At 56.5% G+C, this 24,627-nt stretch carries 22 protein-coding genes and 2 pseudogenes; 5 read left to right on the forward strand and 19 right to left on the reverse strand.

All coding sequences use genetic code 11. The annotated features are described in order from the left end of the window. Positions 1 to 29 precede the first annotated feature (29 nt). The 11 genes and pseudogenes from AC07SZ_RS33540 to AC07SZ_RS33590 all read right to left on the reverse strand — a co-directional run bounded on the left by AC07SZ_RS33540 (position 30) and on the right by AC07SZ_RS33590 (position 13,396). A pseudogene (locus tag AC07SZ_RS33540) lies at positions 30 to 1,174 on the reverse strand (IS3 family transposase). Positions 1,175 to 1,704: 530 nt separating this feature from the next. Beyond that, entirely contained in the window at positions 1,705 to 3,162 is a 1,458-nt protein-coding gene (gene hydA, locus AC07SZ_RS33545; RefSeq protein WP_494917653.1) for a dihydropyrimidinase, read from the reverse strand. After that, on the reverse strand, positions 3,159 to 4,631 hold the full coding sequence (locus tag AC07SZ_RS33550; RefSeq protein ID WP_494917654.1) for an amidase: 1,473 nt from the start codon (positions 4,629 to 4,631) through the stop codon (positions 3,159 to 3,161). Before AC07SZ_RS33550 ends, hydA begins: the two co-directional genes overlap by 4 nt. A gap of 91 nt (positions 4,632 to 4,722) precedes the next feature. Continuing rightward, positions 4,723 to 5,481 (reverse strand): aspartate/glutamate racemase family protein, encoded by a 759-nt coding sequence (locus AC07SZ_RS33555; RefSeq protein WP_494917655.1) that lies wholly within the window; start codon positions 5,479 to 5,481, stop codon positions 4,723 to 4,725. Next, complete coding sequence (locus tag AC07SZ_RS33560; protein ID WP_494917656.1) at positions 5,463 to 6,767, reverse strand: amidase; 1,305 nt, start codon at positions 6,765 to 6,767, stop codon at positions 5,463 to 5,465. Before AC07SZ_RS33560 ends, AC07SZ_RS33555 begins: the two co-directional genes overlap by 19 nt. 52 nt (positions 6,768 to 6,819) lie before the next feature. Further along, positions 6,820 to 8,361: an amidohydrolase family protein gene (locus tag AC07SZ_RS33565; RefSeq protein ID WP_494917657.1), complete on the reverse strand. Its 1,542-nt coding sequence runs from the start codon at positions 8,359 to 8,361 to the stop codon at positions 6,820 to 6,822. Between the two features lie 48 nt (positions 8,362 to 8,409). Continuing rightward, positions 8,410 to 9,648, reverse strand: a complete 1,239-nt coding sequence (gene argE / locus AC07SZ_RS33570; protein WP_494917658.1) for an acetylornithine deacetylase — start codon at positions 9,646 to 9,648, stop codon at positions 8,410 to 8,412. A gap of 43 nt (positions 9,649 to 9,691) precedes the next feature. Further along, positions 9,692 to 10,519, reverse strand: coding sequence for an ABC transporter ATP-binding protein (locus AC07SZ_RS33575; protein WP_494917659.1), 828 nt, complete (start codon positions 10,517 to 10,519; stop codon positions 9,692 to 9,694). A 30-nt stretch (positions 10,520 to 10,549) separates the two neighbouring features. Beyond that, positions 10,550 to 11,404: an ABC transporter permease gene (locus AC07SZ_RS33580; protein WP_494917660.1), complete on the reverse strand. Its 855-nt coding sequence runs from the start codon at positions 11,402 to 11,404 to the stop codon at positions 10,550 to 10,552. Positions 11,405 to 11,429: 25 nt separating this feature from the next. Continuing rightward, positions 11,430 to 12,308 (reverse strand): ABC transporter permease, encoded by an 879-nt coding sequence (locus tag AC07SZ_RS33585; RefSeq protein WP_494917661.1) that lies wholly within the window; start codon positions 12,306 to 12,308, stop codon positions 11,430 to 11,432. Positions 12,309 to 12,343: 35 nt separating this feature from the next. Beyond that, positions 12,344 to 13,396: an ABC transporter substrate-binding protein gene (locus tag AC07SZ_RS33590; RefSeq protein ID WP_494917662.1), complete on the reverse strand. Its 1,053-nt coding sequence runs from the start codon at positions 13,394 to 13,396 to the stop codon at positions 12,344 to 12,346. 176 nt (positions 13,397 to 13,572) lie between these two features. Here AC07SZ_RS33590 and AC07SZ_RS33595 point away from each other — a divergent pair, with 176 nt between their 5' ends. The 4 genes from AC07SZ_RS33595 (at position 13,573) to AC07SZ_RS33610 (ending at position 16,867) form a co-directional block, all read left to right on the forward strand. Beyond that, complete coding sequence (locus AC07SZ_RS33595; RefSeq protein WP_494917663.1) at positions 13,573 to 14,286, forward strand: GntR family transcriptional regulator; 714 nt, start codon at positions 13,573 to 13,575, stop codon at positions 14,284 to 14,286. A 359-nt stretch (positions 14,287 to 14,645) separates the two neighbouring features. Next, on the forward strand, positions 14,646 to 15,059 hold the full coding sequence (locus tag AC07SZ_RS33600) for a DUF3830 family protein (protein ID WP_494917664.1): 414 nt from the start codon (positions 14,646 to 14,648) through the stop codon (positions 15,057 to 15,059). 159 nt (positions 15,060 to 15,218) lie between these two features. Beyond that, positions 15,219 to 15,953, forward strand: a complete 735-nt coding sequence (locus tag AC07SZ_RS33605) for a maleate cis-trans isomerase family protein (RefSeq protein WP_494917717.1) — start codon at positions 15,219 to 15,221, stop codon at positions 15,951 to 15,953. Positions 15,954 to 16,090: 137 nt separating this feature from the next. Further along, on the forward strand, positions 16,091 to 16,867 hold the full coding sequence (locus tag AC07SZ_RS33610) for an aspartate/glutamate racemase family protein (protein ID WP_494917718.1): 777 nt from the start codon (positions 16,091 to 16,093) through the stop codon (positions 16,865 to 16,867). Between the two features lie 151 nt (positions 16,868 to 17,018). Here the strand turns inward: AC07SZ_RS33610 and AC07SZ_RS33615 are convergent, their stop codons facing one another. The 6 genes and pseudogenes from AC07SZ_RS33615 to AC07SZ_RS33640 all read right to left on the reverse strand — a co-directional run bounded on the left by AC07SZ_RS33615 (position 17,019) and on the right by AC07SZ_RS33640 (position 21,082). Further along, on the reverse strand, positions 17,019 to 17,870 hold the full coding sequence (locus AC07SZ_RS33615; protein WP_494917665.1) for a 6-bladed beta-propeller: 852 nt from the start codon (positions 17,868 to 17,870) through the stop codon (positions 17,019 to 17,021). Between the two features lie 438 nt (positions 17,871 to 18,308). Next, a pseudogene (locus AC07SZ_RS33620) lies at positions 18,309 to 18,590 on the reverse strand (SDR family NAD(P)-dependent oxidoreductase); the annotation flags it as partial. 333 nt (positions 18,591 to 18,923) lie between these two features. Beyond that, positions 18,924 to 19,271, reverse strand: a complete 348-nt coding sequence (locus AC07SZ_RS33625; protein WP_494917666.1) for a type II toxin-antitoxin system RelE/ParE family toxin — start codon at positions 19,269 to 19,271, stop codon at positions 18,924 to 18,926. A 1-nt stretch (position 19,272) separates the two neighbouring features. Beyond that, positions 19,273 to 19,524, reverse strand: a complete 252-nt coding sequence (locus AC07SZ_RS33630; protein ID WP_494917667.1) for a ribbon-helix-helix domain-containing protein — start codon at positions 19,522 to 19,524, stop codon at positions 19,273 to 19,275. 439 nt (positions 19,525 to 19,963) lie between these two features. Next, complete coding sequence (locus AC07SZ_RS33635) at positions 19,964 to 20,422, reverse strand: hypothetical protein (RefSeq protein WP_494917668.1); 459 nt, start codon at positions 20,420 to 20,422, stop codon at positions 19,964 to 19,966. A 57-nt stretch (positions 20,423 to 20,479) separates the two neighbouring features. Next, a complete protein-coding gene (locus AC07SZ_RS33640; RefSeq protein ID WP_494917669.1) occupies positions 20,480 to 21,082 on the reverse strand; it encodes a hypothetical protein in 603 nt (200 codons plus the stop codon). A gap of 197 nt (positions 21,083 to 21,279) precedes the next feature. On the opposite strand from AC07SZ_RS33640, the gene AC07SZ_RS33645 reads away from it, so the two are divergent. Next, complete coding sequence (locus tag AC07SZ_RS33645; protein WP_494917670.1) at positions 21,280 to 21,726, forward strand: helix-turn-helix domain-containing protein; 447 nt, start codon at positions 21,280 to 21,282, stop codon at positions 21,724 to 21,726. A 192-nt stretch (positions 21,727 to 21,918) separates the two neighbouring features. Here the strand turns inward: AC07SZ_RS33645 and AC07SZ_RS33650 are convergent, their stop codons facing one another. Together AC07SZ_RS33650 and AC07SZ_RS33655 are read right to left on the reverse strand one after the other, a co-directional pair. Beyond that, on the reverse strand, positions 21,919 to 22,923 hold the full coding sequence (locus AC07SZ_RS33650; protein WP_494917671.1) for an RcgR family putative quorum lactone hydrolase: 1,005 nt from the start codon (positions 22,921 to 22,923) through the stop codon (positions 21,919 to 21,921). After that, on the reverse strand, positions 22,913 to 24,526 hold the full coding sequence (locus tag AC07SZ_RS33655; protein ID WP_494917719.1) for an RcgA family putative transporter: 1,614 nt from the start codon (positions 24,524 to 24,526) through the stop codon (positions 22,913 to 22,915). Before AC07SZ_RS33655 ends, AC07SZ_RS33650 begins: the two co-directional genes overlap by 11 nt. Positions 24,527 to 24,627: the final 101 nt, after the last annotated feature.

Below are 24,627 nucleotides of genomic sequence, written 5' to 3' on the forward strand. Positions count from 1 at the left end.
CCCGATCTTCGGACAGATTTCTGGGTGGTTTAAGCTACTCTCCGCGCCTGCTGATCGGTTTCGATGCTGTTGAAGTAGACCACGGCGGGCGGCTGTCCGCCATGGGCTGCGTGAGGCCGCTGGTAGTTGTAGAAGGTGATCCAGCGACCGACGCCTGCCTTGGCCTGCGACCCAGTCTCCCAGGCGTGCAGGTAGACGCATTCATACTTCAGCGACCGCCACAGGCGCTCGATGAAGATGTTATCGAGACAGCGTCCCTTGCCGTCCATGGAGATCCGGGTCCCGACCCGCTTCAGCCGGTCGGTCCAGGCGAAGGACGTGAACTGCGAGCCCTGATCGGTATTCATGATCTCGGGCGGGCCGAAGCGGTGGATTGCCTCGTTCAGGGCCTCGACGCAGAAGTCGGCCTCCAGCGTGTTCGAGATGCGCCAGGCCAGTACCTTGCGGGTGAACCAGTCCATGATCGCGACCAGATAGAGGAAGCCTCTGCGCATCGGCAGGTAAGTGATGTCGGCGCACCAGACCTGATTGGGCCGCTCGACCCGCAGCCCGCCCAGCAGATAGGGATAGGTCTTGTGTCCCTTCGCGGGCCTGCTGGTGTCCGGCTTCTGGAAGATCGGCATCAGGCACATAAGCCGCATCAACCGCCGGATGCGCTTGACGTTCACGGCATGGCCCTCATTCCGCAGGTGCTAGGTCATTTGCTGCACGCCGTAGAAGGGCGTCTCCAGGAACTGCTTGTCGATCAGCAGCATGAGGGCGAGGTTCATTTCTGCCTCACCCTGCGGCTCGTAATAGAACGAGGACCGCGAGATCGACAGCAGGCGGCACTGCGCGCCCACCGACAGCACGGGATGGTTCCGTTCGATCATCCCACGTCTCATTTCCCGCCCCAAGGCTTGAGCTTTCGTGACAAAAAATCGTTGGCGACGGCCAGCTCTCCGATCTTCGCATGCAAGGAACGCACAGTGTCCTCGTCGACCTCAGCGGTCTTCTTCGTGCCCCGCTCGAAGATGTCCGCCGCCCCGTCAAGCAGCGCCTTCTTCCACTGGTGGATCATCGTCGGATGCACGCCATAATCCGCGGCCAACTCCGACACGGTGCGCTCGCCCTTCACGGCCTCTAGCGCCACGCGAGCCTTGAAGCCCGCGTCATGATTCCTGCGTTTGCGCATATTCTGATCTCCTCGTCCTTGGAGATCAGCAGACGTCAGTTCGTAGCTTCCGTCACTGTCCGATTTTCGGGGAGGCGCTCACAATATGCATCCGAGACCTATCGGCGAGCGCTTGATGAAGCAGGTCTGCTCGGCTCGATGAGCGCGATCGGCAACCCCTACCACAATGTACAGGCCGAGAGCTTCATGAAGACCTTGAAGGTCGAGGACGTCTACATGGCTGGCTACGACAGCTTTGCCGATGTGGCCGAACGATTGCCGAGGTTCATCGAAGAGGTCACAACTCCAAGCGGCTGCACTCAGCCCTTGGCTATCGAACACCAGAGGAATTTGAAATCCTATTTGCCCAGAAGGCGGCTTAGTTCGGCAGGCTCTGGTGGTCCAGCCCGCGGGGTTCACTCCATTATGGGGTCAATTTTTTTGGCCGATACACACTCTCACGACGGACAGGCCCTCAACCGAGCAGATCCGGGCGCCCGTGCGTGCATCCCAGTTGTGCCAACATATTGGTATCCATTGCTGCCGCCCGTTCACGTCGGCAACACTAGGCCCGCGACAGGCTCGAACGGAGTGACATGCCTATTGCGCGGCTTGATGGCATCATAGGGCTCACGAGCAAGAAAACGGCCGTGGCCGACCTGTCCGACGATTTTGCCGTTGTCGCAGACTATTTTACCGCGAGACAGTGTCATGATTGGCCACCCCGTAACCTGATTCCCCTCATATATGGTGTAGTCGACGCCATGATGGAGGATGTCATTGCGAATGGTAACCTTCCGATCCGGATCCCAAATGGTCAAATCGGCATCCGCCCCGACAGCAATGGTTCCCTTCCGAGGATGCAGGCCGAAAAGCTTGGCGGGATTCGTTGCCGTAAGCGCCACGAACGTGTTGAGGTCGATCCGTCTTTTGTTCACGCCCTCCGAAAATAGGATAGGCAGGCGCGTTGTGAGGCCAGGAACCCCATTTGGGATGGCACTGAAGGGTGCATTTTCTCCGCCGGCTTTCTTGCCGTGGGGGTCATCGAAACGGCTGGGGGCATGATCGGAAGAAACGACGCCCAGAGTACCCGTTCTCAAATGTTCCCATAGCGCATCTTGATCGGCTTCGGTACGCGGCGGTGGACTGCACAGGAACTTTGCACCTTCGAAGTTTGGGCGGTCGAGATCCCGAGCGGTCAGCATGAGATATTGCGGACACGTCTCGCCAAAGACCTTCAGGCCGCGATTTTGGGCTCGCCGCAACTCCTCCGCCGCTTCGGCGCCTGATACATGGAAAATCTGGATGGGCACGTCGAGCAATTCGGCAAAGGCTATGACGCGGTGGCAGGCTTCTCGCTCTACCGCCATGGGTTTTGCCCAGGCATGATGCTTCGGGCTGGTGAGGCCCGCCTGTTCGAGTGCATTGGTGAGAAACATGGCCGCCGAATGGTTTTCGGCATGGACGGTGACCAAGGCTCCCGTCCGACGGGCCAGCGCCAGGACTCGCAAGGTCTGGTCGTCATCGAGGGCGAGATTGGAATACGTCATGAATATCTTGAGAGACCGGTGCCCCTCTTCAATCAAGGCGGGCAATTCCTCAAGAGCTGCCTCGCTAGGATCAGTTACTATGATGTGGAAGGTATAGTCGATAAGGGCCTGCCTTGCCTTGCGATGGTACTCGCGAAGGCTTTCCGTTATGGCGCTTCCTTTCACTTGGCCGGCGAAGGAGATGACCGTCGTTGTTCCCCCGGCGGCTGCGGCCGAAGTTGCAGAAATAAACGTATCGGCATTAATTACATTGCCAACTTGCGGTTCCTCGATATGACAATGGGAATCGACACCACCGGGCAGGACGAGGTGGCCGGCAGCCGATATTTCTCTGGCCCCCTCATCGAGGTTTTCCCCTAAAGCCACTATCCTGCCGCCTGTTACGCCGATGTCAGCCTTGAAGACGTCGCTTGCCGTCGCGACGGTTCCACCCCGGATAACGAGATCGTAATCCTTCATTGAACTCTCTCTTGTTTTGTTTGGGCGATCTGACCTGCGCTGCCCATGCCGTCAGCGAGCATTTCGTTCAGCATGGAGGGCGGCCGATATTCGAAGCCAAGTTGCCTCTGAAGGTGAAGGGCAAAACTGAGGAGTTGAGCGTCGGCGTTCGGCCTGGCGATCAATTGCAATCCCAAAGGTAAACCCGCTTCGGAAAAGCCACACGGAATCGAAATGGCAGGCAGCCCGGTCAGGGTAACCACGGCTGAAAGCATGAACCAGTCGATCATTGTCTCAAGCTTTTGCCCATTGATAGACTCCACCATCGTCTGGCCAATTGGGAACGGCAGAACGGGCGTCGAAACGGTGGCAAGGATGTCGTAGCGCTCGAACTGATCGACCATGTCGAGGTAAATGCTGCTTCGCGCGCGCTCGGCGGCGAAGTACTGCTCGGCGGTGATGCCTTCGCCAAGGGCGATGTTAAAGCGGATTGCCTCCGAGAATTTGTTGCCATGCTGTTCGACCAGTGGAGCGAATTGGTCACGAACCAGGGCTCCCCTAAGAATCTCGAACGGTGTGCGAATATCGCCAAGATGAAGCGAGGTTGCGCTGGTTCGCGCGCAGATGGACGAGACCTTTTCGATAGCCTCGATGAAATGGGCCTCTACCACGGTGTCAACCGGGCAGACCCCGAAGCTGGGGCTGTACCCTATCCTCACGTTCGGACCGCTGACATGGGACAATGAATTGTCCCATGTCGTCGTTTCCAGCGAAGTCGGATCCCTGTCGTCACGGCCTGCCGTCGCCGATAACAGCAAGCCGATGTCCTCGACGCAGCGAGCGAAATAGCCATGGGCGACGAAGGTTTGCCAAAGCGGCGTCTTGGGGAACACTGGGATGCGCCCGATCGAAGGACGGAAACCAACTACGCCGCAAAAGCTCGCAGGGTGCCTGACGGAGCCGGCGAAGTCGGTTCCGTGGGCCGCCGGCACCATGCCCAAGGCTACCGCCACGGCCGAGCCCCCGCTCGAGCCGGCACAGGTCAGAGAATGGTCGTAGGGGTTGGCCGTCGCTCCGACGAGTGAATTCTGTGTCACGCCCCCGAAACCAAACTCAGGCGTGCTCGCCTTGCCCAGGATGATCCCGCCGGCATTCCGAAGACGCGCAACCACCAGATCGTCCTTTTCCGGAATATGGTCGGCAAACAGCTTCGAACCATGCGTCGTGCGGATACCCTTGGTATCAATGGTATCCTTAATGACTAACGGAACACCAGAGAGAGCGCCTAGGCCGCTGCCGGCAGCCACGCGAGCGTCGGTGATTGCGGCTTGCGCCAGGGCGTTTTCGGCGGCAACCGTGATGAGAGCATTGTATCGGGGATTGAGCCTTGCAGTCCGTTCGAGACATGAAGATACGATCTCAACGGCCGAGAACTGACGATTTCTGATCCCAGCTGCGAGTTGCGTAATGTTCAGGTCGCAAAGGTCCATGCGGGACTCCTCTATTCATCGCCGCGCGGCGCATGAGTCGCGGACAGGTTGCCGTTAGCGGTCTCAACCTCATGGACAGCCGGTAACGGGGTCATTGCCGCTCGATCAACCGGGCGAGCGACTGCGACAGGCCGAGCGACGGCTTTGGGTCCGGCCGGCGATACGTTCCGCTCGTCGCTTTCTTCGGAGCCAGCGCAAAGAGAGTCTCTGCCTGCCGGATTGCCGCGGAAGTCCCATCGATCGATGGAACCGGAATCTGGTCTGCGATCTTGCGCCCAAGTCCCGCAAGCGGGCCGCCGCCGAAGATGATGACGTCGGCGCCATCCTCTTTGACGGCGGCGAGCGAAATTTCCAACAGGAGGTCCTGGTGCTCATCACGCAGGGAACCGGCATCGCCTAACGGCTTCGACAGCGTACGAACGCTGGCCAGCCGGCTGGCCAGCCCGTAGGAACTGACGGTATCCTGGATGAGCGGGATAAGACCCGTCGAGATGGATATGATCGAAAAGCGGCGGCCCAACATGCAGGCTGTCAGCATTGACGCCTCTGCTATGCCGATTACCGGCACGTCCAGCAGTTCGCGCGCGGCTCCTAAGCCGGGATCGCCGAACGCCGCAATCACCACTGAATCGAACGGGGCAGTGGCCTCGGCAATGGTGGCAAGCGTCGCATGCGCTGCGACCGCTAGTTCGACGCGCGTCTCTATGCAGGCCACGCCGAAGGGCGCCGTCACGACCTCGAATTGTGTCGTGGACGAAGCAACGCGACGCGCTTCCTCCGAGATTAGCTCTGTTACGCTTGTAGAGGTGTTCGGATTGACAATAAGGATTTTCATTTTAGGAATTTCCATTCGAGCCATTTCGCGCTTTGCAGCAATCGCGTGTCGCCTCCCGGGGGGCCAATCAATTGTGCACCGAGCGGCAAGCCGGACGACCCCTTCAGCATAGGCAGGCTGATTGCCGGAGCGCCGCACAAAGTCCATATCGTGCAGAAGATCGGATTTCCTGTCGGGTTGTAGCCGATCGGGGCCTCATCAAGCGCTGCCGGGGTGAGCACGCCACCGTAACCGCGAAGCAGATCGGACAAGGCTGCACTCATGGCTTGCGCCTTGACAACGGCCTCGCGGTAGCGAAGCTCAGTTACTTGCCTCCCTCGTTTGATGATCTCCAGCAGCGGCCCGCTCATGCAGGCGGCATGTATTTCGCAGTCCTTTGCCAAGCTCGCAGCGACATCCCGCGCCATGATGGTGGAATGGACAGCAATGGCGTCGTCGAACAGGGCGGGCAGCACCAGTTCTTCCGCGCCGGCGCGCGCCGCCAAATCCTGGATTGCTTGCTTGGCAGCCTCCGAGCCGCTATCCCAGACCGGCGTGCGCATGAAACCTATGCGCGATTCTTTCCGCTCAGACATGCATGTACTTCCGTACGGATCGGTCATCGCGATGTCCTGGCTCACGACAAGCACCGACGCTGCCAGGGCGGCATCATTGACCGTTCGCGCAAAAACGCCGGCTTGGTCTAACAGTTCGGACTGCTTAAGGGCACCGTCATTCGAGATCAGACCCAAAGACGGCTTGTAGCCGACAACGCCGCAAAAGGACGCCGGCCTAATGATCGACCCGTTTGACTGACTGCCGATTGCGAGGGGCACCATTCCCACTGCGACGGCTGCGGCCGACCCGCTCGAGGAACCGCCCGGAGTGCGTTTAAAATCGTGAGGGTTGACGGTCTTGCCGGCGCGGGCGATGGCAAGTTCAGTCGTTACGGTCTTGCCCATTATGATCGCACCGGCCGCACGCAGGGCCATGACAGCAGCCGCATCTTTGTGCGGCCGACGGCCTGCATGGATTGCCGTACCGTATTCGGTAGGAAAGTCGGCCGTGTCGAAGACGTCCTTGATGCCAATCGGCACTCCGTGGAGACGGCCAGGAGGCTCACCGGCCGCCAGCAATGCATCGGCGGCCGCGGCCTGCACCAGCGCATAGTCCGGGTCAAAGTGCGCCCACGCGCCGATCTTGGATTCAACTTCCAAGATGCGCTCCACGTGATCCCGCACCACCACCTCTGCGGTAGTGTCGCCCGATCGGATCGCCTGTGCGATCTCCGATGCAGACCGCCAGCACCAGGGCGACATCATCCCTGATCCCGGGAGACCATGACGCCAGGCGGATATTGAAAGCCGTTGCTCTTCATGTTCGGGAACTCGGATTGTAGAAGGGCACGAATTTTTGCTGATCCAGATAGCCGTCGTAGAACTTTCTGACGGTCGGCATGATCTTGTAGCCGAGATCGTGACGAGCCCTTTCCTGCGCAGTGAGGGATTTCTCGAGCGAAGCGGCCAACTGCGCCAGCGCATCGTCCTTGTTAAGGCGAGTGAACCGGCGATCCTGATAGATCGGTTCGCCCGCCACAAGCACCGTTTCGACGCCGGATGTCTTGGCTCGATAGAGCACGGCGTCCACTATGGACATGCCCGAGTCGAGATAGGGATAGGATATCTGGCGCCAATCCATCATGACCAAGTCGCAAGCTTTGCCAACCTCGAGCGTGCCTATCTGGTCGGCGAAAGAGGTCGTTTTGGCTCCGTCCTCGGTTGCCATGCGCAGCACCTGGTGCGAGGTGGGAACGTCGAGATCATCCATGCCGGGTACACGGTGTTGGCGGAGCACCATCCGCATCTCCTGGAGCATGTCCCGGTCGTCGTTGATGCCCGCCTCGTCCAGCCCGATGCAGACGCAAAGGCCGCGCTTCTCGAAGGCATTGAGCGGTGCCACGCCGCTACGCAGCCGCAGGTTGGAGCTGCAATTGTGGCAGATGCAGGTGCCCGTTTCCGCACACAGATCGATGTCCGCCTGGTTCAGCCAAGTGCCGTGACCAAGCGTCATTTCAGGCCCTAGCAGGTCAAACTCCTTGAGATAGGCAACCGCCGTCATGCCAGTGCGCCGACGCGCGTATTCCTTCTGGTATACAGTCTCCAGAATATGCATGTGCATTGGCGACTTGTAGCGGGTGGAGTAATCGCGCAACATCGTGAGGCATGGGTCAGAGCACCAATGAAGATTGGCTGGCCCCAGCTGGATTTTCACGCGATCCAGAGAATTATACTTACTGTGAAGGTCAGCGAAGATGCCGAAGCTTTCATCCAAGCTGATGGTGTGGTCCTTGAAGAAGTCGGCCATCTCTGCCGCCTGATCGGATGGCAGGCGTTTGAGGAAGTCGCCGTCCTGCTCGTAGATCATGCGCATCTGATCGCGCACGAAATAGGAGTAGGATACCCGCATACCCAGATCCTGATAGGCGCGGATGATCTCCCCGGACGCAAGCATCACGTTTTCCGGCTTGCCGGGTATGAAGCCGCGCAAATGCTGGACGGTCGTGATGCCGGACTCGACCATCTCGAAAGCCGAGTAGAGCGTATCGAGGTAGAAATCGACTGCGCGCGAGCCCATGCGCGAGGCGAACCAGAGCTCCAACGCGTAATCCATCGACCCAAGTTGGAAAGGGGTAAGACCCACATGATGGTGACCGTTAACGAAGCCCGGAGCCACGATGTGCTCTCCCGAGCCGATGACGGTCACGCTGGGATATTTCTTCGAGACCACATCGAATTGTCCAATCTCCTGGATGATGCCATCACGTTGATAGATGGCTCCGTTATCGACGATCTCCGTCTCCGTGCGGCTCTTGACCTTGCAAAGTACATGCTTTGCCCGAATTATTGACGATGACATCTTGGCTCCTTGCTGGTCTTGAACGATGAACAATAGGAATTCGCGGGCCTATTGCTTTGCATCATTAGAGTTCCCGACGGAATGCCGCCAACGGTTGAGCAATTGAGGGAAACCTTGTTGCGGTGGCATTTCTGCTCGCTTAACCAGCCGGTCGATAAATCGAGCGCAAGCCTCGATCTGTTCGAGGTCGATGAATTCGTTCGGTTTGTGCGCCTGCTCGATATTGCCTGGGCCGACTACCACAGTCGGAATGCCCGCCTCGGCGAACAGCCCTGCTTCTGTGCCGAAGCTGATGGTGGTCAACCGCTCGGTTTTGCCCAATGCCTTCGCAAGACCCACGATCGGATCGGATGGGTCTACGCTCAGCCCAGGGAAATTGGACATGCTGTGCCATGCGAGCGTCGGCGCGCGACCGTCCGCCAACGCATAGGGGACGCGTCTTTCTTCGGCGAATTTGCCGATCTCCGCTATTAAGGGAAGTGCACTTTCGCCCGGCAGCGTGCGGACCTCGAATTCGAATTGGCACAAAGCCGGTATGATGTTCGTTGCGACCCCCCCAGCAATGGTACCGACTTGGATGGTCGTGGTGGAAGGATCGAATCTGTTGTCGTGCGGGCCGTTCTCCCGGCAGCGCTGCCCCATTTGATGGAGCCGCACGATTAGTTCCGATGCCAGTTCAATTGCATTTATTCCCATATGTACGAGGCTCGAGTGCGCCTCAATGCCCCCAACGGTGCAGTTGGTTTCAGCCTTACCCTTATGCGCGATGGCAACGTTCATACTTGTGGGTTCGCCAACGATGCAGCCCATGGCACGGACGCCCTGCTGCGGCAGAGCGGCGATGAGATGCGGCACGCCGAGACAGCCGACCTCCTCGTCAAAGGAGAAGGCAAAGTGCAACGGCGTTTCGAGCCGCCGCCGCGCCATGTCCTTGCCGGCGGTCAACAGTACCGCCAGAAACGCCTTCATATCGCAGGCGCCCCGGCCGAACGCCCGTCCATCGGCAATGTGCAAAGAGAACGGGTCCGTAGCCCAATTCTGCCCGTCTACAGGAACAACGTCGGTATGACCGGAAAGCAACACCCCGGGATTGTCGGGATTGCCGATTGTCGCCAGCAGATTGGCTTTTCGGTTCGCCTCGTCAAAGGTCAGTGTGCTGGAAATGCCGGCGCTTTTCAGAACGTCTGCAATGAAGCCGACGATGTCGAGATTGGACGCGCTGCTGACGGTGCGGAACGCAACCAGACGCGCCAGAACATCCAATATTTCATCGAGCATTATCGACATCGAAGAAAGTTCCCCTGCACATGCGAGCCGACCAGGATCCGCTCTATCGCCCCGCGCTTTCTTGCTGCCGGAACGCCCGATCCACCTCATCCTTCAAAAGATCGGTCAGATGATCGCGCAGGGCGTGCGCGGCAGGGTCGCGCATATCGCGCGGGCGGGGCAGATCGACCGGAACGATGCTCTTGATCCGGCCCGGTTGTGCAGTAAACACCACGACGCGATCGCCTAGCGCGATGGCCTCGTCGATGGAGTGGGTGACGAAAAGCACCGACGCCTTGCTGTCGTTCCAGACCTCGATCAGGAAGTCCTGCAGTTTCGCACGGGTCTGCACGTCGAGGGCGGCGAACGGCTCGTCCATCATCAGCACGCTCGGCTCCATAGCCAACGCACGGACGACCGCCACTCGCTGGCGCATACCGCCCGACAGTTCGTCGGGGCGCTTGTCCATAAAGCCCCCAAGCCCGACCTTGCGCAGAATACGATCGGCAACCGCCCGGCGCGTCGCCTTGTCCACCCCTTTGAGCTTGAGGCCGAAGGTGACGTTGTCGGTGACGGACAACCATGGAAACAGGGAAGCCTCCTGGAAAATGAGGCTGCGATCGCTACTCGGTGCAGTTACCTTCTCGCCGTCGCACCAAATGGTGCCGGAGGTCGTCGCCTCCAGGGCTGCGATCATGTAGAGCAACGTGCTCTTGCCGCATCCGCTTGGACCGAGCAGGATGATGAATTCTCCTGGATGCACGTCGAGGTTTATGTTCTCCAGGGCGCGCACTGCCCTTTCGGTTCCCGCTCCCCACACCTTGTTGGCATCGACGCATTTGACAGCGCCGGAAGGTTGCCGCGAATTTCGTGCTGCTGCGCTCACTTCCATTGTTATTGTCCTTCCACTAAGGGCGCATTTTCAGCGCGGTAGCCAGTACAGGGCCTTGTTCTGCACCTCTCGCAGGAGCAGATCGAACACGTAACCAACTAGTCCGATAACAACCATTACGAAGAAGGTCAGACTGGCGTTGAAGGTGTTTCTCGCAAACATTACGACCTGGCCTAGGCCGTTTCCAACACCGATCGCCTCACCGATAAGCACGATCATCCAAGCGGCAAAGAGATTAAGCCGAAGGACTAAGAAAAGGCCCGGTAGGATGGCTGGAATGACGACGTATATAAGTTCCTGCCAGCGACTGGCGCCCATGACCTTGGCGACGTTGTGGTAGGCAGGCTTAACGCCGTCGATCTCGGTAATCGTAGCCAATGTCATGACGAAAAACACTGCTATAAACACCAGGAAGATGGCGGCGGGATTGCCAATACCGAAACCAAAAATCGCAACTGGCAGCCAAGCTACCGGTGAAATTGGAGCCAGCATTGTGATCAGCGGCAACATCAGGCGCCCGAAGACATAAAAGTACCGAATTGCCACGCCGACAGCCAGGCTGAACACAAAAGCCAATGCCAGTCCGGAAATAACACGTACAGTGGTTAAGCCAATATTCGAAATCATGGCGACAAATATGTCTTCATAAGACGCAGAACCAAATCTCGTATTATTGCTAAAATACTTACCTTGCTCCAAGAAATGATTAAGGAAAATATGCGGCGGAGGTAAAAGTAATGGGTTCGCCCATTTCGCATACCACGCGAACTCCCAGATGGTGCCGAACACCAAGAGCGAGAGGATCAGCCGACCAGCACTCTTGCCCCTCTGCGAGAGGAAGTTGAGCACACGGTATGGCCGTTCTATCTGGACTTCCATCGTCATGTCCTGCTCCAGGTATGAATCGTCGTCACCCAAGTTTTCGGATAGTATCGGGAACCCAGTACAGAACCCTGGACTGAACTTTGCGTAAGATAAAATCAGACAGAAACCCCAGCGCGCCGATCAGCGTCATGGTGAACATGACCAGCGTGAAATTGTATGTGTTGCGGGCGAGATTGATGATCTGACCAAGTCCGCTGCCGACACCGGCTGACTCCGCCACCAGAACTACCATCCAGGCGCCAAACAGGTTGAGCCTTAGTATTACGAACAATGCCGGCAGGATGGCTGGCAATATGACATGCCAGTATAACTGTCGCTTCGTCGCACCCATGATTTTAGCGGCGTTCTTCATGTTGATGTCGACCCGATCGATCTGGGACAGGGTCGACAGGGCGATCATGAAAAATATGGCAACGAACACCATGAAAATCGCAGGCGCGTTGCCAACGCCAAAGATAAAAATGGAAACCGGCAGCCAGGCGATCGGCGAGATGGGTGCCAGCAACGTAACCGCGGGCAGTACAATCGTGCCAAATAGTGAAAAGTAGCTTATGCCCACCCCGATCAGGATGCCTGCAACGAAGCCCAGCGTGAGACCGGCGATCACTCGTAGCACGGTGGCTACCATGACGCTCAGCACGTCGAACCACGGTCCGAGCGAGTTCGCCCCGATGGCTATTGCGGCTTCAAAGTTTTTCGCCTGATTTGGAAAGTCAGAAAGAAAGATGTGAGGTGGCGGAAGCGCGGTCTGATCCGCCATCCCAAAATACCAGGCAAGTTCCCACAATCCAGCAAAGAGGGAGACCGACGCTAGGCCCCAAAGACCATTAGCAATATGCTCATACGCACCAGACGATCTGCGATAGGCATAAATCACTCCCTTACCCTTCGATATCTCTACCATCGGGTCACTCCTCCGGCTGTCATCTTGAGTGGGGGTTACGATTTCCACTTGAGGGAGTCGTACAGTCCCTTGTTCTCGGCGACGACCTCGTCCAATAGCTGCCAATGGAACGCCTCTTTTCCGGGCGGTGCGCTAATGTATCCGAGCTCGATCAGCGATTGGGCTCCATGGATCATGAAGTCCTGCTGGTTGCGTTGGTCGACAACGACCGGCTGCTTTGAGGCGGCGTCCATTATGTCCTTGAATTCGGCCTTGTAGTACTTGCCGACCGTATCCTTGACCGCCGAAGCAAGATCCTGCTCGGCCTGCTTCTGCGCGATGAACATGGCCTTGATCAACGCCTTCAACGCCGCAGGGTTTTCGTCGATCAGCGGCGTGCGCACCGCAAGCACACAGTCAGTGTAACCAGGGTGATAGATGTCAGTTCCATCGGAAATGACATGCGCACCGGCCGGTGCATTCCGGACCCCTTGGGTTGCATAGGGTTCACTGTGGCACATCATGTCCACGCTGCCGGCGATGAAAGCCTGGGCCAGTTCAGGAGAGGTGCCGAAATAGCGGACATCCATGTCCTTGAAAGACATGCCCGCCTTCTTGAGCCAGTCATAGGGCAGCACTTCCAGCGTATCGGCCTGGAACGTACCGAGTATTTTCCCTTTCGCGTCGGCCTGCGTTTTGATGTGAGACTGCCCGCACAGGATGCAACCCTGCGCACCACCTCCAGCAATGATCTTCACCTGCACGCCTTTATCGTACAGCGTGAGAAAATTCGTGTAGGGAATTAGCGACACGTCCACCAAGCCGGCACCGAAAACCGTGGTGATGTCGGCGTTGCTTGGCGTACTCACGAAATCGAGTTGCACTCCATCCTCCAGGCCAAGATTTCGCTCTTTGACCAGGAAAATGCCGAGGTTGCACAGGCCCGTCCCGTGCGTGGCTTTCAGCGTTGTAACGCCTTCGGCCCTTGCGGCGCCGGACCATAGCCACGATGGCGTGGCCGCGATACCGCCTGCCAACATGCTGCGGCAGAGGAATTCGCGACGGCCCATTTCCGCGGACCGCGAGCGTTCATTGTTATCGATCGTCATTTCGGCCTCTCCCATTTTGTCTTCCCGACTTTATTGATGGAAGCTAAGCATTCTGGCTACACCATGTCAACAAGGTGTCGTCAATTTGTGCAAAAAATTGTCTACAATATTGATTTGTCGACATCGTCGAATTCGTGTAGAAGCAGCTCCACAACCCAACCTGCAAGGACGAGAACGTGCCAAATAAACCGAAGGAGCGAGTAGTTCCGGGAGACAATGATATCTATCACAATCTCTACAATGCCATCGTGCATCAACACCTCCCTCCGGGAACCAAGCTGAACGAAGGAACCCTTGCGGATGCATTCGCCGTGAGTAGGGCTATCGTTCGCCCAATTCTGGCAAGACTGGCGCATGACGGGGTGGTCGAGCTGCATCCAAATCGAGGCGCTTTCGTCGCCAAGCCGACGCCAAAAGTCACGCGAGATCTGTTCGAGGTCCGCCGATTTCTCGAATGCTCCCTTGTGGCCAAATTGGCACCGACGCTTGAGTCGTCGCGCATCAAGTCCCTGCAGCGCCTTGTAGATTCCGAGCAGGAAGCTAGAGCGCTGAATGACACGGAAACGCGACTGCGACTTTCCGGCGAATTTCACATGAAATTGGCTGAATTCTCGGGCAATGATGTCTACCAAGGAACCCTCAAGGAACTGGTTTCACGCACCTCATTGGCGATTGCACTCTATCAGACTGTCAGCCGTTCGGGATGTCACTGCGAAGACCACGACAGGATCGTCAAATGTCTGGCCGTCGGAGATGGTCAAGGTGCCTCCGCTGTGATGCATGAGCACCTGGAGAGACTGCAGGACGAACTCCAACTCCAGATAGGCGGAAACCACCCGCTCGACGTAAAGTCCATCCTGCGCCAGGTTCGCAGTTCCCAAAAAATCTGACCTCACGGCTTCAACTGCTGATCCGCTCGTATAGCTCTATTCAAGCCGCACGCATGGTCGCGGTCGAGTAGATCAGCCATTCGGCTTTCGCCCTCACAGATCCGGGCGAGCGGATTCCCGCACCCAGCTGTTCCCAAGGGGAAAGCGCATCATATCCGTCCGTACGCCCAAGTTCGAGTGGTAGGGGGAGATGGCACGGGAAGCACACCATCAGGGTCTCGAACTGTCAAAGGGCCTCCGTATATTAGTTGTCGTCTATGCTTGACAAAATTGTAGACATTAATTAAGAAGCATTGCGTACACTATCATTCTTCGCATGCTGTCACGTTGGCAAATCAGCTAATTCGTTTGAGGAATAAATGAGCGACATTCGCATCCGTGCAGGCACCTACGAATTTGAGGCAAGGCTGGAAGAGGCTGCGGCCCCGAAAACGTGCGGTATATTCTCTAGCCTGCTGCCCTATCGAGAGCGGGTAATTCACGTCCGCTGGAGTGGTGAAGGTTGTTGGATCCCACTGGGCGAGCGCGACTTCGGCTTGCCCTTTGAAAACGCAACGAGCTATCCGGCACCCGGACAATTGATTTTCTATCCGGGTGGATACAGCGAAACCGAGATTCTCCTTGCCTATGGGGGCGTGAGCTTCGCGAGCAAGATGGGCAGCCTAGCGGGCAATCACTTCTTGACCATTACCAAGGGGCAGGAGAATTTGCTCGCACTGGGCAAGGATACGCTTTGGAAAGGCGCGCAGGAAATTCTGTTCGAGCGTATCTAACTTCGCATTTTTGCGGGCCTCGTACCAGGCCGCGCCATGCTCTGAGCCCGAGTGGCGCTACTAGTCCTCAGCCCAATACGAATGAAACCCGGTTACACCTTTTATCGAGGGCACATCAACTTGAATGGACGCAGCATCGAAGATTGGACGCGGCTTGGGATGCTGGTTCCTTCTTCAAATACCACGGTCGAGCGGGTCAGCAGCACCATGGTAGCAGGGCTTCGTCAGGTCGGTATCCACTATTCCCGTTTCCGGGTGACGCGGATCAGCCTGTCCGAGGCGGACAACATCCAGTTTACACATGCGGAGATGCTGCGAGCGGCATCTCTGCTAGCCGACGCAAATGTGGATGCCATCGCCTGGAATGGCACCTCTGCCAGTTGGTTGGGATTCGAAAATGACGAAACACTGTGCACAGCAATCGAGTCCACCTGCGGAATCTCTGCCTGTACGTCCGTTCTGGCCCTTCGCGAAATATTGACCCTGACCGGTGCGACGCGAATTGGTATTGTGACCCCGTACACAAGCGACGTGCAGCAGCGCATCGTAGACAACATGGAAAAGGTGGGGTTCACCTGCGCCAGTGAACGTCACCTGGGGCTCAGCGACAATTTTTCGTTCGCCCAAACACGCCCAGAGACGATAGCAGAGATGGTGGAGGAGGTGGCTCAACATCCCTGCGATGCGGTGGCGATCATCTGCACAAATCTTGATGGCGCCGGGGTCGCCAACGCGATGGAACGAAGGATCAACCTGCCTATTTATGATTCCATTGCCGTGACCGTATGGAAGAGCCTCCGCCTAGCCGGGCTTGATACGCGCCCCTTGGCACAATGGGGGGAGTTATTCCGTAATCCCATGCTCAATCCTGCCCCTTCTCCTGAGATCCCCTAGTTTGGTGGCCCAGATACTGCTCAGCAAAGCCCCTTACCAGGCACCCCGATTGGAACTATCATCGTTCGAATTGAGGGAATGGAAGTCCGGTGGACTGCTAATTGGCCGTCGACTTCCAAAAGCGAAAGGCTTGCAGGTTGCGTATTCTACTTCTTAATCCGAATACTTCTACCGGCGTGACGCAGTTAATCGATCGGACCGCCAGAACCGTCGCCAACAAGGATACAAGAATTACTTCGGTGACCGCCGAGCGAGGAGTTCCCTATATTTCTACCCGAGCCGAAGCGCAGATCGGCGGCGCGGTTGCGTTGGAAATACTGGCTGAAATCCACCATGAGTACGATGTGGCTATAATCGCCGCCTTCGGCGATCCTGGATTGGGCGGCGCACGCGAATTGTTTCCGCTACCGATCGTCGGTTTGGCCGAAGCCGGTATGCTGACTGCCTGCATGCTGGGGCGGCATTTCTCTATCGTAACCTTTGCGCAGGCATTGACCCCCTGGTTCGAAGAATGTGTCGCCTGGCACGGCATGATGGAGCGCTGTGGCGGCATCCACTCATTGGATGGTTCATTCTCGAATGTGGACAACGTCCAGGAGGAAAAAGAGGATCTCTTGGTCGAGCTTTGCAAGCAGGCCATATGCGAGGATAATTCTGATGTGGTCGTGCTGGCTGGGGCACCGCTTGCCGGCCTGGCCGAACGTATCGCCGATAGACTTCCTGTGCCAGTGGTGGATTGTGTGTGGGCGGCAGTCAAACTTGCCGAAGCGCTGGCCGCCCTGAAACCAAGGAAAGCGACTGCCGGAACTTTCCGACGCCCATCAGCCAAGCCTGCAACCGGCCTTTCGCCGAGTCTCGGAGCGTGGATTTCGCATTTGGACAAGCCGGCGAACGGTTCGGTTTCCGATTCCTAGATTGGATGACAGTGACAACATGCGGCGAACAGTATTTTGGAATCAAATAAAACGGCAACGGTGCTAGCCTCGTAATCTCAGTAGCGTCGATGGCATACTGTGTCATCGGGGCGCCAGCCCACAAGGCCACCTACCCGGAGAACGTATCGCCCTATTGCATCGCGATCCGTCTCAACAACGTTACGCGGCTGGGGGAGGGCTCGGCCAGATAGAGATTGCCTTGTCTGTCCCCAGAGATGCCATGTGCGGCATTCAAGACTGGCCGGCAACGGCCCAGCCGCGAGCCATCCGATGCCAGCAACGAGAGGGCCGGAACAAGATCAGTCACATAAATCTGTCCTGCGACGTCTCCCCAGATAGCCAATGGCTTCACGAAGCCAGTCCAGATGTCGAGCAATTGTCCATCTGGCGTGAAAACCTGGAGCCTGTCGTTCTCGCGGTCGACAACGATGACACGCCCGTCGGGCTGAACCCAGATTGAATGCGGGTTCATGAACTGCCCAGGACCTCTGCCCAGTTCACCCCACGAGGTGAGAAATTGTCCCTCTGGAGTAAACCTATGAATCTTATGATTGGCATAACCATCAGACACATAGATCGAGCCTTTTGGACAGAAAGCTACTCCTGTAGGATGATTGAAAGGCTGGAGGGGTTTATGGCGTTGCCCTATGGTGCCCACTTTTCTTTGACCAGCGCAAATGACGATCTGGTGGGCGTCACGATCGACGATAAAAATACGTCCGTCCGCTCCTGCGGACAGCATATGTGAATCTGCAATAATATCGCCTCCCCACTCACCCTGTCGGACGCCATCGGCACTGAGCGTTACCACTGCCGGATGACCACTCGAAGTAAGTGAGTCATGACGAATTAGCACGTGAACAAAGTCAGATGCATCGACGGCAACATCCGTTACACTCCCAGGCTGCGGATGCGAAAAAAATGGGCGCTCAACTAGGTAATGCGTGTCACCCAATGCAACCGTCAAGTTCGATTCAACCACGGGATAGCCTTTTGTTTGCTACGTAAATGCGTCACAACCTTCGAACGTGCTATTTTGAACAATCATCGGTGGAAAAAAGCTCTAGGTCGAGCACCTGGTTGCTCACATAGGTGTGATCACCGCAACGCCTAAAGACCCCCGACCATGCGCATCGGTCGCGCCAGCGGTGATCGCAGCCAGCCCGGTAATTTGTCCCTGTAAACGCGCGCTCGCTTTGCGAGTTCGGGGCCAAGTGCAAGGCTTCGACGCTTGGCATAACGGCCAGCTCGACTCACTGGCGCAGGCATAAACTTGCATCCGGGCCTCCAACGGCAACAGTGTTGCGATCGTTCGCAGAATCGAGGTCGGGTCGCGGCTTTACGATGCCACAGTTAGGATCCAATGTCTGTCCAGTATAGACGTCACCCCCTGGAGAGGCGAGAAAAAGAGCTGTTCGCGCTATGTCCTTGGGCATTCCCATCTGCGCAGCGGTACCTTCTCCAAATTCTCCGAGGAAACCTCGGGAGTGTCCCGCACGCGCTTTGTCGCTGTCGGTCCCGGGCAAATGGTATTGACCGTCACGCCAGGGGCGAATTCAAGCGCCAACGACTTTGTGAGTGACCGCAACCCAGCCTTCGCTGCGGCATAAGAGGCGAGCTCGGCGTCTCCAAGATAAGCCATCTCCGACGATATGTTGATTATGCGGGCGCCTTCATTGGCCCGAAGGTGGGGAGCAGCTGCCTGGGCACCGTAAAGTTATAGGGCACACACCCGACGCTCGGAAGAGGGCGGCGTACTCCAGCAGTTTACTGACCAGACTGCGATCCCAAACCGCCTCGCCATGCATGCTCCACAACCTCCGAACCCGCATCAATCCTTTGCAAAGTCTACGGCCGGGCATCGTCGGGCCGCGCGGACGTGTACCAGTTATAGATCTGCTCGCCTGTCCAGAATACGACGTCGCCACGCGATGTAATCCAGCAATTCCTCCAGATACCCGATCCGATGCGGAACACCGCTGAGATAGGGATGCACGCTGATGGACATGAGACGCGGCGAGCAAGCCCGGAACGGCTATCTGGGATCTACAAGTCTTGCGAGGTCTTCAATTAGCCGTACCGGCAAATCCATGCGATCATGCAGGATGCTCATCACACCAAGTTTGCCGCTGGGCAGTTCCCGGAAAAACACATAGTGCCGCTCATAGCGGCTGCAATAGACCTGCATTTTGAGATCGGTCGGCACCACTAGACTGTGCGGCAGCCGGCGCCATAGCGCCTGGGTTTCAGCAAGCCGCTGCAAATGAGCGTGCAGGCCGCTGATGTAGGCAATGGCCTGCTTTTCACCCCATTTTTCGACTGTATCTTTCCAGATATCATCCTGTTGGAGATCCGCACTCGGATAAAAGACATATCCTGCCATGCTACCGGCTTTGATTCCGGTGGATTACATCGTCGGCCGACACCATGACATACTCGCTTTCCTCAGCCCGCATGGCCGGCTCAAGACTTCTCCGAAGCCAATCCCATGCCTCGCTCCGAGTTTGCAGGTCACGGCGGATCAGATCGCGGATGTATTCACTGGCATTTTCATACAGGCCGTGTTGGCCTATCTGCTGCTGGACGTGCGCCTGGAGGGTGCCCGTGACCCGCACGTGAAGGCTATCTGAAGCCATGGCTTGTTCCTTTCATATCTCCTTCAAGTGTGGCGCCTGTAGCATATATTGTCAATAAACATCACGCCCACCAGCCATAGGACGGTTCGGATGACGTCCGCTCCACCGGAGACTGTGCTACATAACCCATTGGGGTATATATTTTTTGCAAGTTCCATAAGATAGATTATGCGACTTTCATCAGTAAAAGCGACTATTTGGTTAATATAGAAACGTATGATTGTCGCCTCTTCAAGTCTTATTTTGGTCGTCTAGATTAATAGATCTGTTTTCCGCAGTAAATCCTGCTCTCATTGTCGGTTTTACAGATCGATGTTACCTAACCGCACCGCACTGTTCGATAAACTGGACGGGAGACTCTGAACTCTTCTGAACCGCCGGGGCCGGCGCCCCAGGGTCAGGCCTTATCGGCCTTCGCTCGCCTGCGCTCTCGGCGCACTCACTTGTGCGGCATGCAGTAGACACCCTCGGATTCCATCAGTACCGCGCCACCCTTCAACTCGCTCAGTGCGCCGACCCACGCTTCCGAATACGTGCGGCTGGCGTCCACGGCCGTCAGCCAAAGAACGCGATTGTCGGCCAGTTCGACTTTAACTTCCTGCTGCAAAGGGCTTGCCTGCACGGTCTGTTGATAGTGGCGTTTGATCCTGACATTGCTGGCCGGGAACTCAGCTTCGTTGCTGCCGTAGTTCAGCACAAATCCAGTGTGGTCCTCAGCCACGGAGCAACTGCCATCACGCTCACACACGATTTTGGCAGCGGTCTTGCAGTCCCATTTCAGTGAAGCGGGCCACATAGGATTGTCCACGCTTGATCGCGGCTTGTCGCTCTGACCAGCCGCCGTCAACACCGCGCCTGTGTTCATAATCACAGTGCACAGGAGAAGCGCCTTGAACATTACAAACCTCCCAGAATTGTGGCCCTCATAGTGCCTCGTCCTGCGTGATCGCCTGGCTTATGGCGTGTTGAGATTGAACCAGCTTTTCTGGCGCACGCCGTTCGCGTCGTCATACTCGATAAACCAGGGCTTTCCGCGCATCGGCCGAGCGATGGTGTAGTAGGTGGGGCCATTACCCAGGGAATGCCCTAGATCGTTGCCCGCGGTCTGGATTTTTGCCGTCACCACCTTACCCTCGATTTCGATTTGGACCTGACGTGATCCGTCTGCATGATGCCCACCGAGGCCGCTGTTTTTGAGAACGACGGGCAAGGAGAGCCTATCGACCGCGATGCGGCAGATGTTCCGTTCTTGGCGTAAGTCCGGCCGATCGGATTCGGAGCTCCCAACTGCTTGCCAGCCAGACGGACAATCCTCATACTTCTCAAATCTCGCCGCGCTAGAGTTGGCTTGCGGACAGGTCGGCCAATTAAAACCCGGGGCTTCCATCGCCGCAATCAACTTGTAAATTGGTGGATGGCACGAGGGGGTGCCTTGCCAGTCGCCGGAAAGACATAGGAGGACCTGACAGCCCCATTCCGACGCTTTTGATTGGGATGGAAGGGCCGCAGTGCCCGCGATGGCGACGGCACCCCCCAGTAGGAATTTGAGTAAAGTCATAGCCTTTCCTCGCTGCAGATTTGACAGTTTACTATGGACGATCCGCGCGAAAAAAGACAGGTCGAAAAGGCAGGTTTGTGCGACTACATCGATTTATGAAACGAGACGACGGAGGCGTAGTCAACAACCCGTTGCGCGCCAACATTGCTCTGACGCTTGAGCGAGAGAGAGCCAGACGCGGCCTATCCCATATGCACATGGCCGAACTGTTTCGGACCCCCGAGGGCGAAAAACTGGCCTATCGAACCTACATTCAGACTGTGCGTCAGAAAAATAATGTCACATTGACGACGCTACAGATCATGGCAAACGGCTTGCAAGTGTCTTTCGCAGGACTGCTCGCCGGCAGTAAGAAAGTTCCGGATTGGGCGCATCGGTTGGACGACAATGCGATCCGCAAGCGGCTGGCGCACATCATCGATTTTGAGCGACAACGACGTAATTTGCACCGCTATGAGATGGCCGAGCTCATCGGCGTGGCGGAGGCGACATACATGAAACTCGAACGCGCGAGTGGCAATATCAGCGTGGACACGATTGCGGCGATCGCCAAGGCGTTGAAACTTGATCCGGCGACCTTCCTCTTTTCCGAAAAGAACCCGCCTGGCAGAGCCGACACCTCGCCCCCCCACGAGTGTTCCTAAAGGGCTATAATTCGCCCAGCGCCGGCGTCGCTCCTTTGCCCTGCCGGTCAGGCCGGCGGCCGACTAGCGCCCCCCGCCGCGGCTGTCGGGCCGCTGCTGTCAGCGTCGGCTGTTAGCGGCGGGAATGATAACAGGACTTTGACATGGATGACGACCGGCCAAAGCCAAACTCATGCTCGCCGGGCCGACTTGTCAGCACGCGACAAGAAACCGTTTCAAGCTCAAACCGGCCAATAAAATGTAAGGCGGCATGGCGAGCGAATAGTGACCACAGTTTAATTTCAAAATATTTGGCCTAGCTCCGGCGTCCTTCAGCCTCTGCATGAACCTCTCCGATAGCTCTGGCAACACCACTTTGTCTCTCTTAGCCAACACGACATGAAGATCGAGATCAGGCCGCGCCAAACTATGTGCGTAATTCTCCAAGTTAAGTGGACCCCAGGCCCTTCTGAGATCGGTCAGCTCAATCTCAGGCTCAAGGCTATCACGTATCAATCGTGTCGCGCGACCCGTCCAAACCATATCCGCTAGACTCCCGGCCGTCAGAAACAACGAGGCTTTTGACACAGCCGAGTCGTGCGCCGCGACCATCCCCGCAACCCAGGAGCCTAAGCTCATACCGAGAACCGAAATCTCTCGATAGCCTTCGATCTTCAACCAACGTATGAGTTTTCGCCCATCCAACACTGCCTGCCTTACAGATTGGATCGTTCGACCGAGATTAGGGCTAAGCATATAGTCGGCGTGCGCGGAGCCGGGACGGCTGCGTTCGAAGTGATAAGGCATAGCAATCTCGACGACCGTGATGCCACGCTGCGAGAAAAAATTGGCAATCTGACGATTCCGGGAGCTTGCATTCCAATGGTGAAAAATCACCAACGCCTGATCGAACGACCGGCTTTCTGTGATTTTCGCCGAGACGACATTGTTCTGTTCGATATCAGTAGAAATGTCCGATGGAAATTTGAGCCACCTATCTAGCCTTTCAAACCCCTGATCACTCACATTCGGGTCATCGAAAAAGGCTGGATCAGCTACGGCCTGGTCCGCAAGGGCACAGAATTCCTCGATACTTTTTATCTTCTTCGCACCTGGAAAGGCGCGTTCCGCGTCAAGGGCGAAATCCGTTGGTTTCTTCCCTTCCTCACCGCGTCGCGCCCGCCGCTCATCCCAACGATCAAGCCAACTATGATACACTCTGATTGTTTCCTAACTTACTCGCTTGCCCTCGCCCCAACCCTGGATCAAACAGGCCGTATATTGCGAACAGCACTCCAACGCCCAGAAGGATCGAAAAGCCAGAAAATGCATCGATCAGCAAATAGCTAGCCACGAGTAACGCTACGATCACTGACATCCACCACAAAGACATACAAAACCGACGCTCGACACCTAAACGGATGGAGCCGTACAGAAATACAACACAGGTCGAAATAGCGATAAGAAGGCTACTGTAATGGGTCGGCCTACGGTAGATGATCCCGGCGCTCACATCATTGCGCTCATAAAAGGCGGAAGACATATCGCCGACCAACCAAGACACAATATTCTCTCCACGCGATGTCAGGTAAGCACTCTGGAGCTTCATGACTATGGCGATCAGAAGCCCCAAAACAGTACACCGAAAAATCGCACGCATAACCCTGAGGCTGGCTTCATGGAGCTCGTGTTGATAATCCACCTCCGGCCGATTACTCGCTGCTTCTCCAATTCTCCAAAGATCATGGATCACCGTATAAAGCAAAATGAGGCCTACGAAGAACAGATAAAAACAGAGGCACATATACAGGTAAGCGAGCCCCGTGAAAACGATTGCTTCCGGCACCGATATAACCTCAGGGCGCACAATCGCTAACGAGCCCCAATCCGTCGCATAGTTGCCACCACCTTTGAGCAACGGGATTAAAGACACGCCGATCCACTGAAAAAGACCGGCGAACACCACACAAATCAAAAAAACCGCCCAATATGAATACGAAGAAGCTTGTACGGTGCGAGCCCAGGCATCATCGCTTTTCATCTTGTCGCCCTGCGCTACAAGCTTTGGGCGGCCTTCGTCTTTCCAAAAGGTCACCAGCTCGGTCACGAAGGCAAAAAACAGTGGCAAAAATACCATGAAGACGAATGTCCAATTCGCCGTCCAAAGAAACCCAACCTGCTTGACGACGCCATCCGCCCGGTCATACGTCACGCTGTGAATCCCCGTAAGATACGACAAAAACCCAAGAGCGGTGACGCCCGCAAACACCGACGTCGGTAAATTCAGGGGAGATCCGCGACTAAAAAACGCCTCCGATTTCCTCGCCAAACTAAAACGCCGGCTCGGCCCCTTGGGGTCAGTATCCAGTGTCAGCTCTACCGGGGAGTCTGTCTCGTCATCGAAGGGCGCAGTCGGTGCCGTATCTGGAATCTCCTGTGCAACGCTGCTTCCGGCCCTCCTCCATTCTCGTCTCTTGGCCGATAACCGCGATTGCGCCTCACTAAGCTCAATCTGCCATTCGCTAGTTGCGACCGGATCATCGCATCCAAAAATCCTGGCCAGCCAACGAATGTTGGCAATGCTAATTCCCTTCTCGTTCTCTTGAAACCAAAGCTGCACCGTTCGCAGATCGACCCCAACCCGGTTGGAATCAATCAGTGAAATCGCCTCTGCAAGGAGCTCGGGCGTCCATGGGCCAGCAGGAAACCCGTCTTTGGCCAACAGTCGACCCGCACCCGCCGCCGCCAGTCGTTTGAATAATTCTTTGAAATCACTCCCGTCTCTCGGCGGAGGGAGAAATAACTTTCCGTTCCTAAACAACAACTTATAGGCTCTAGTTTCGTTCCGTTTCGCTAGGCTTCGTATCCTATCGTGCCTTCGTCCTCAATCAACGTTTTTATCAACTCGGTTTTGGCCGGCAC

The sequence above is a fragment of the Mesorhizobium sp. GW821-FHT07A06 genome (assembly GCF_059419085.1).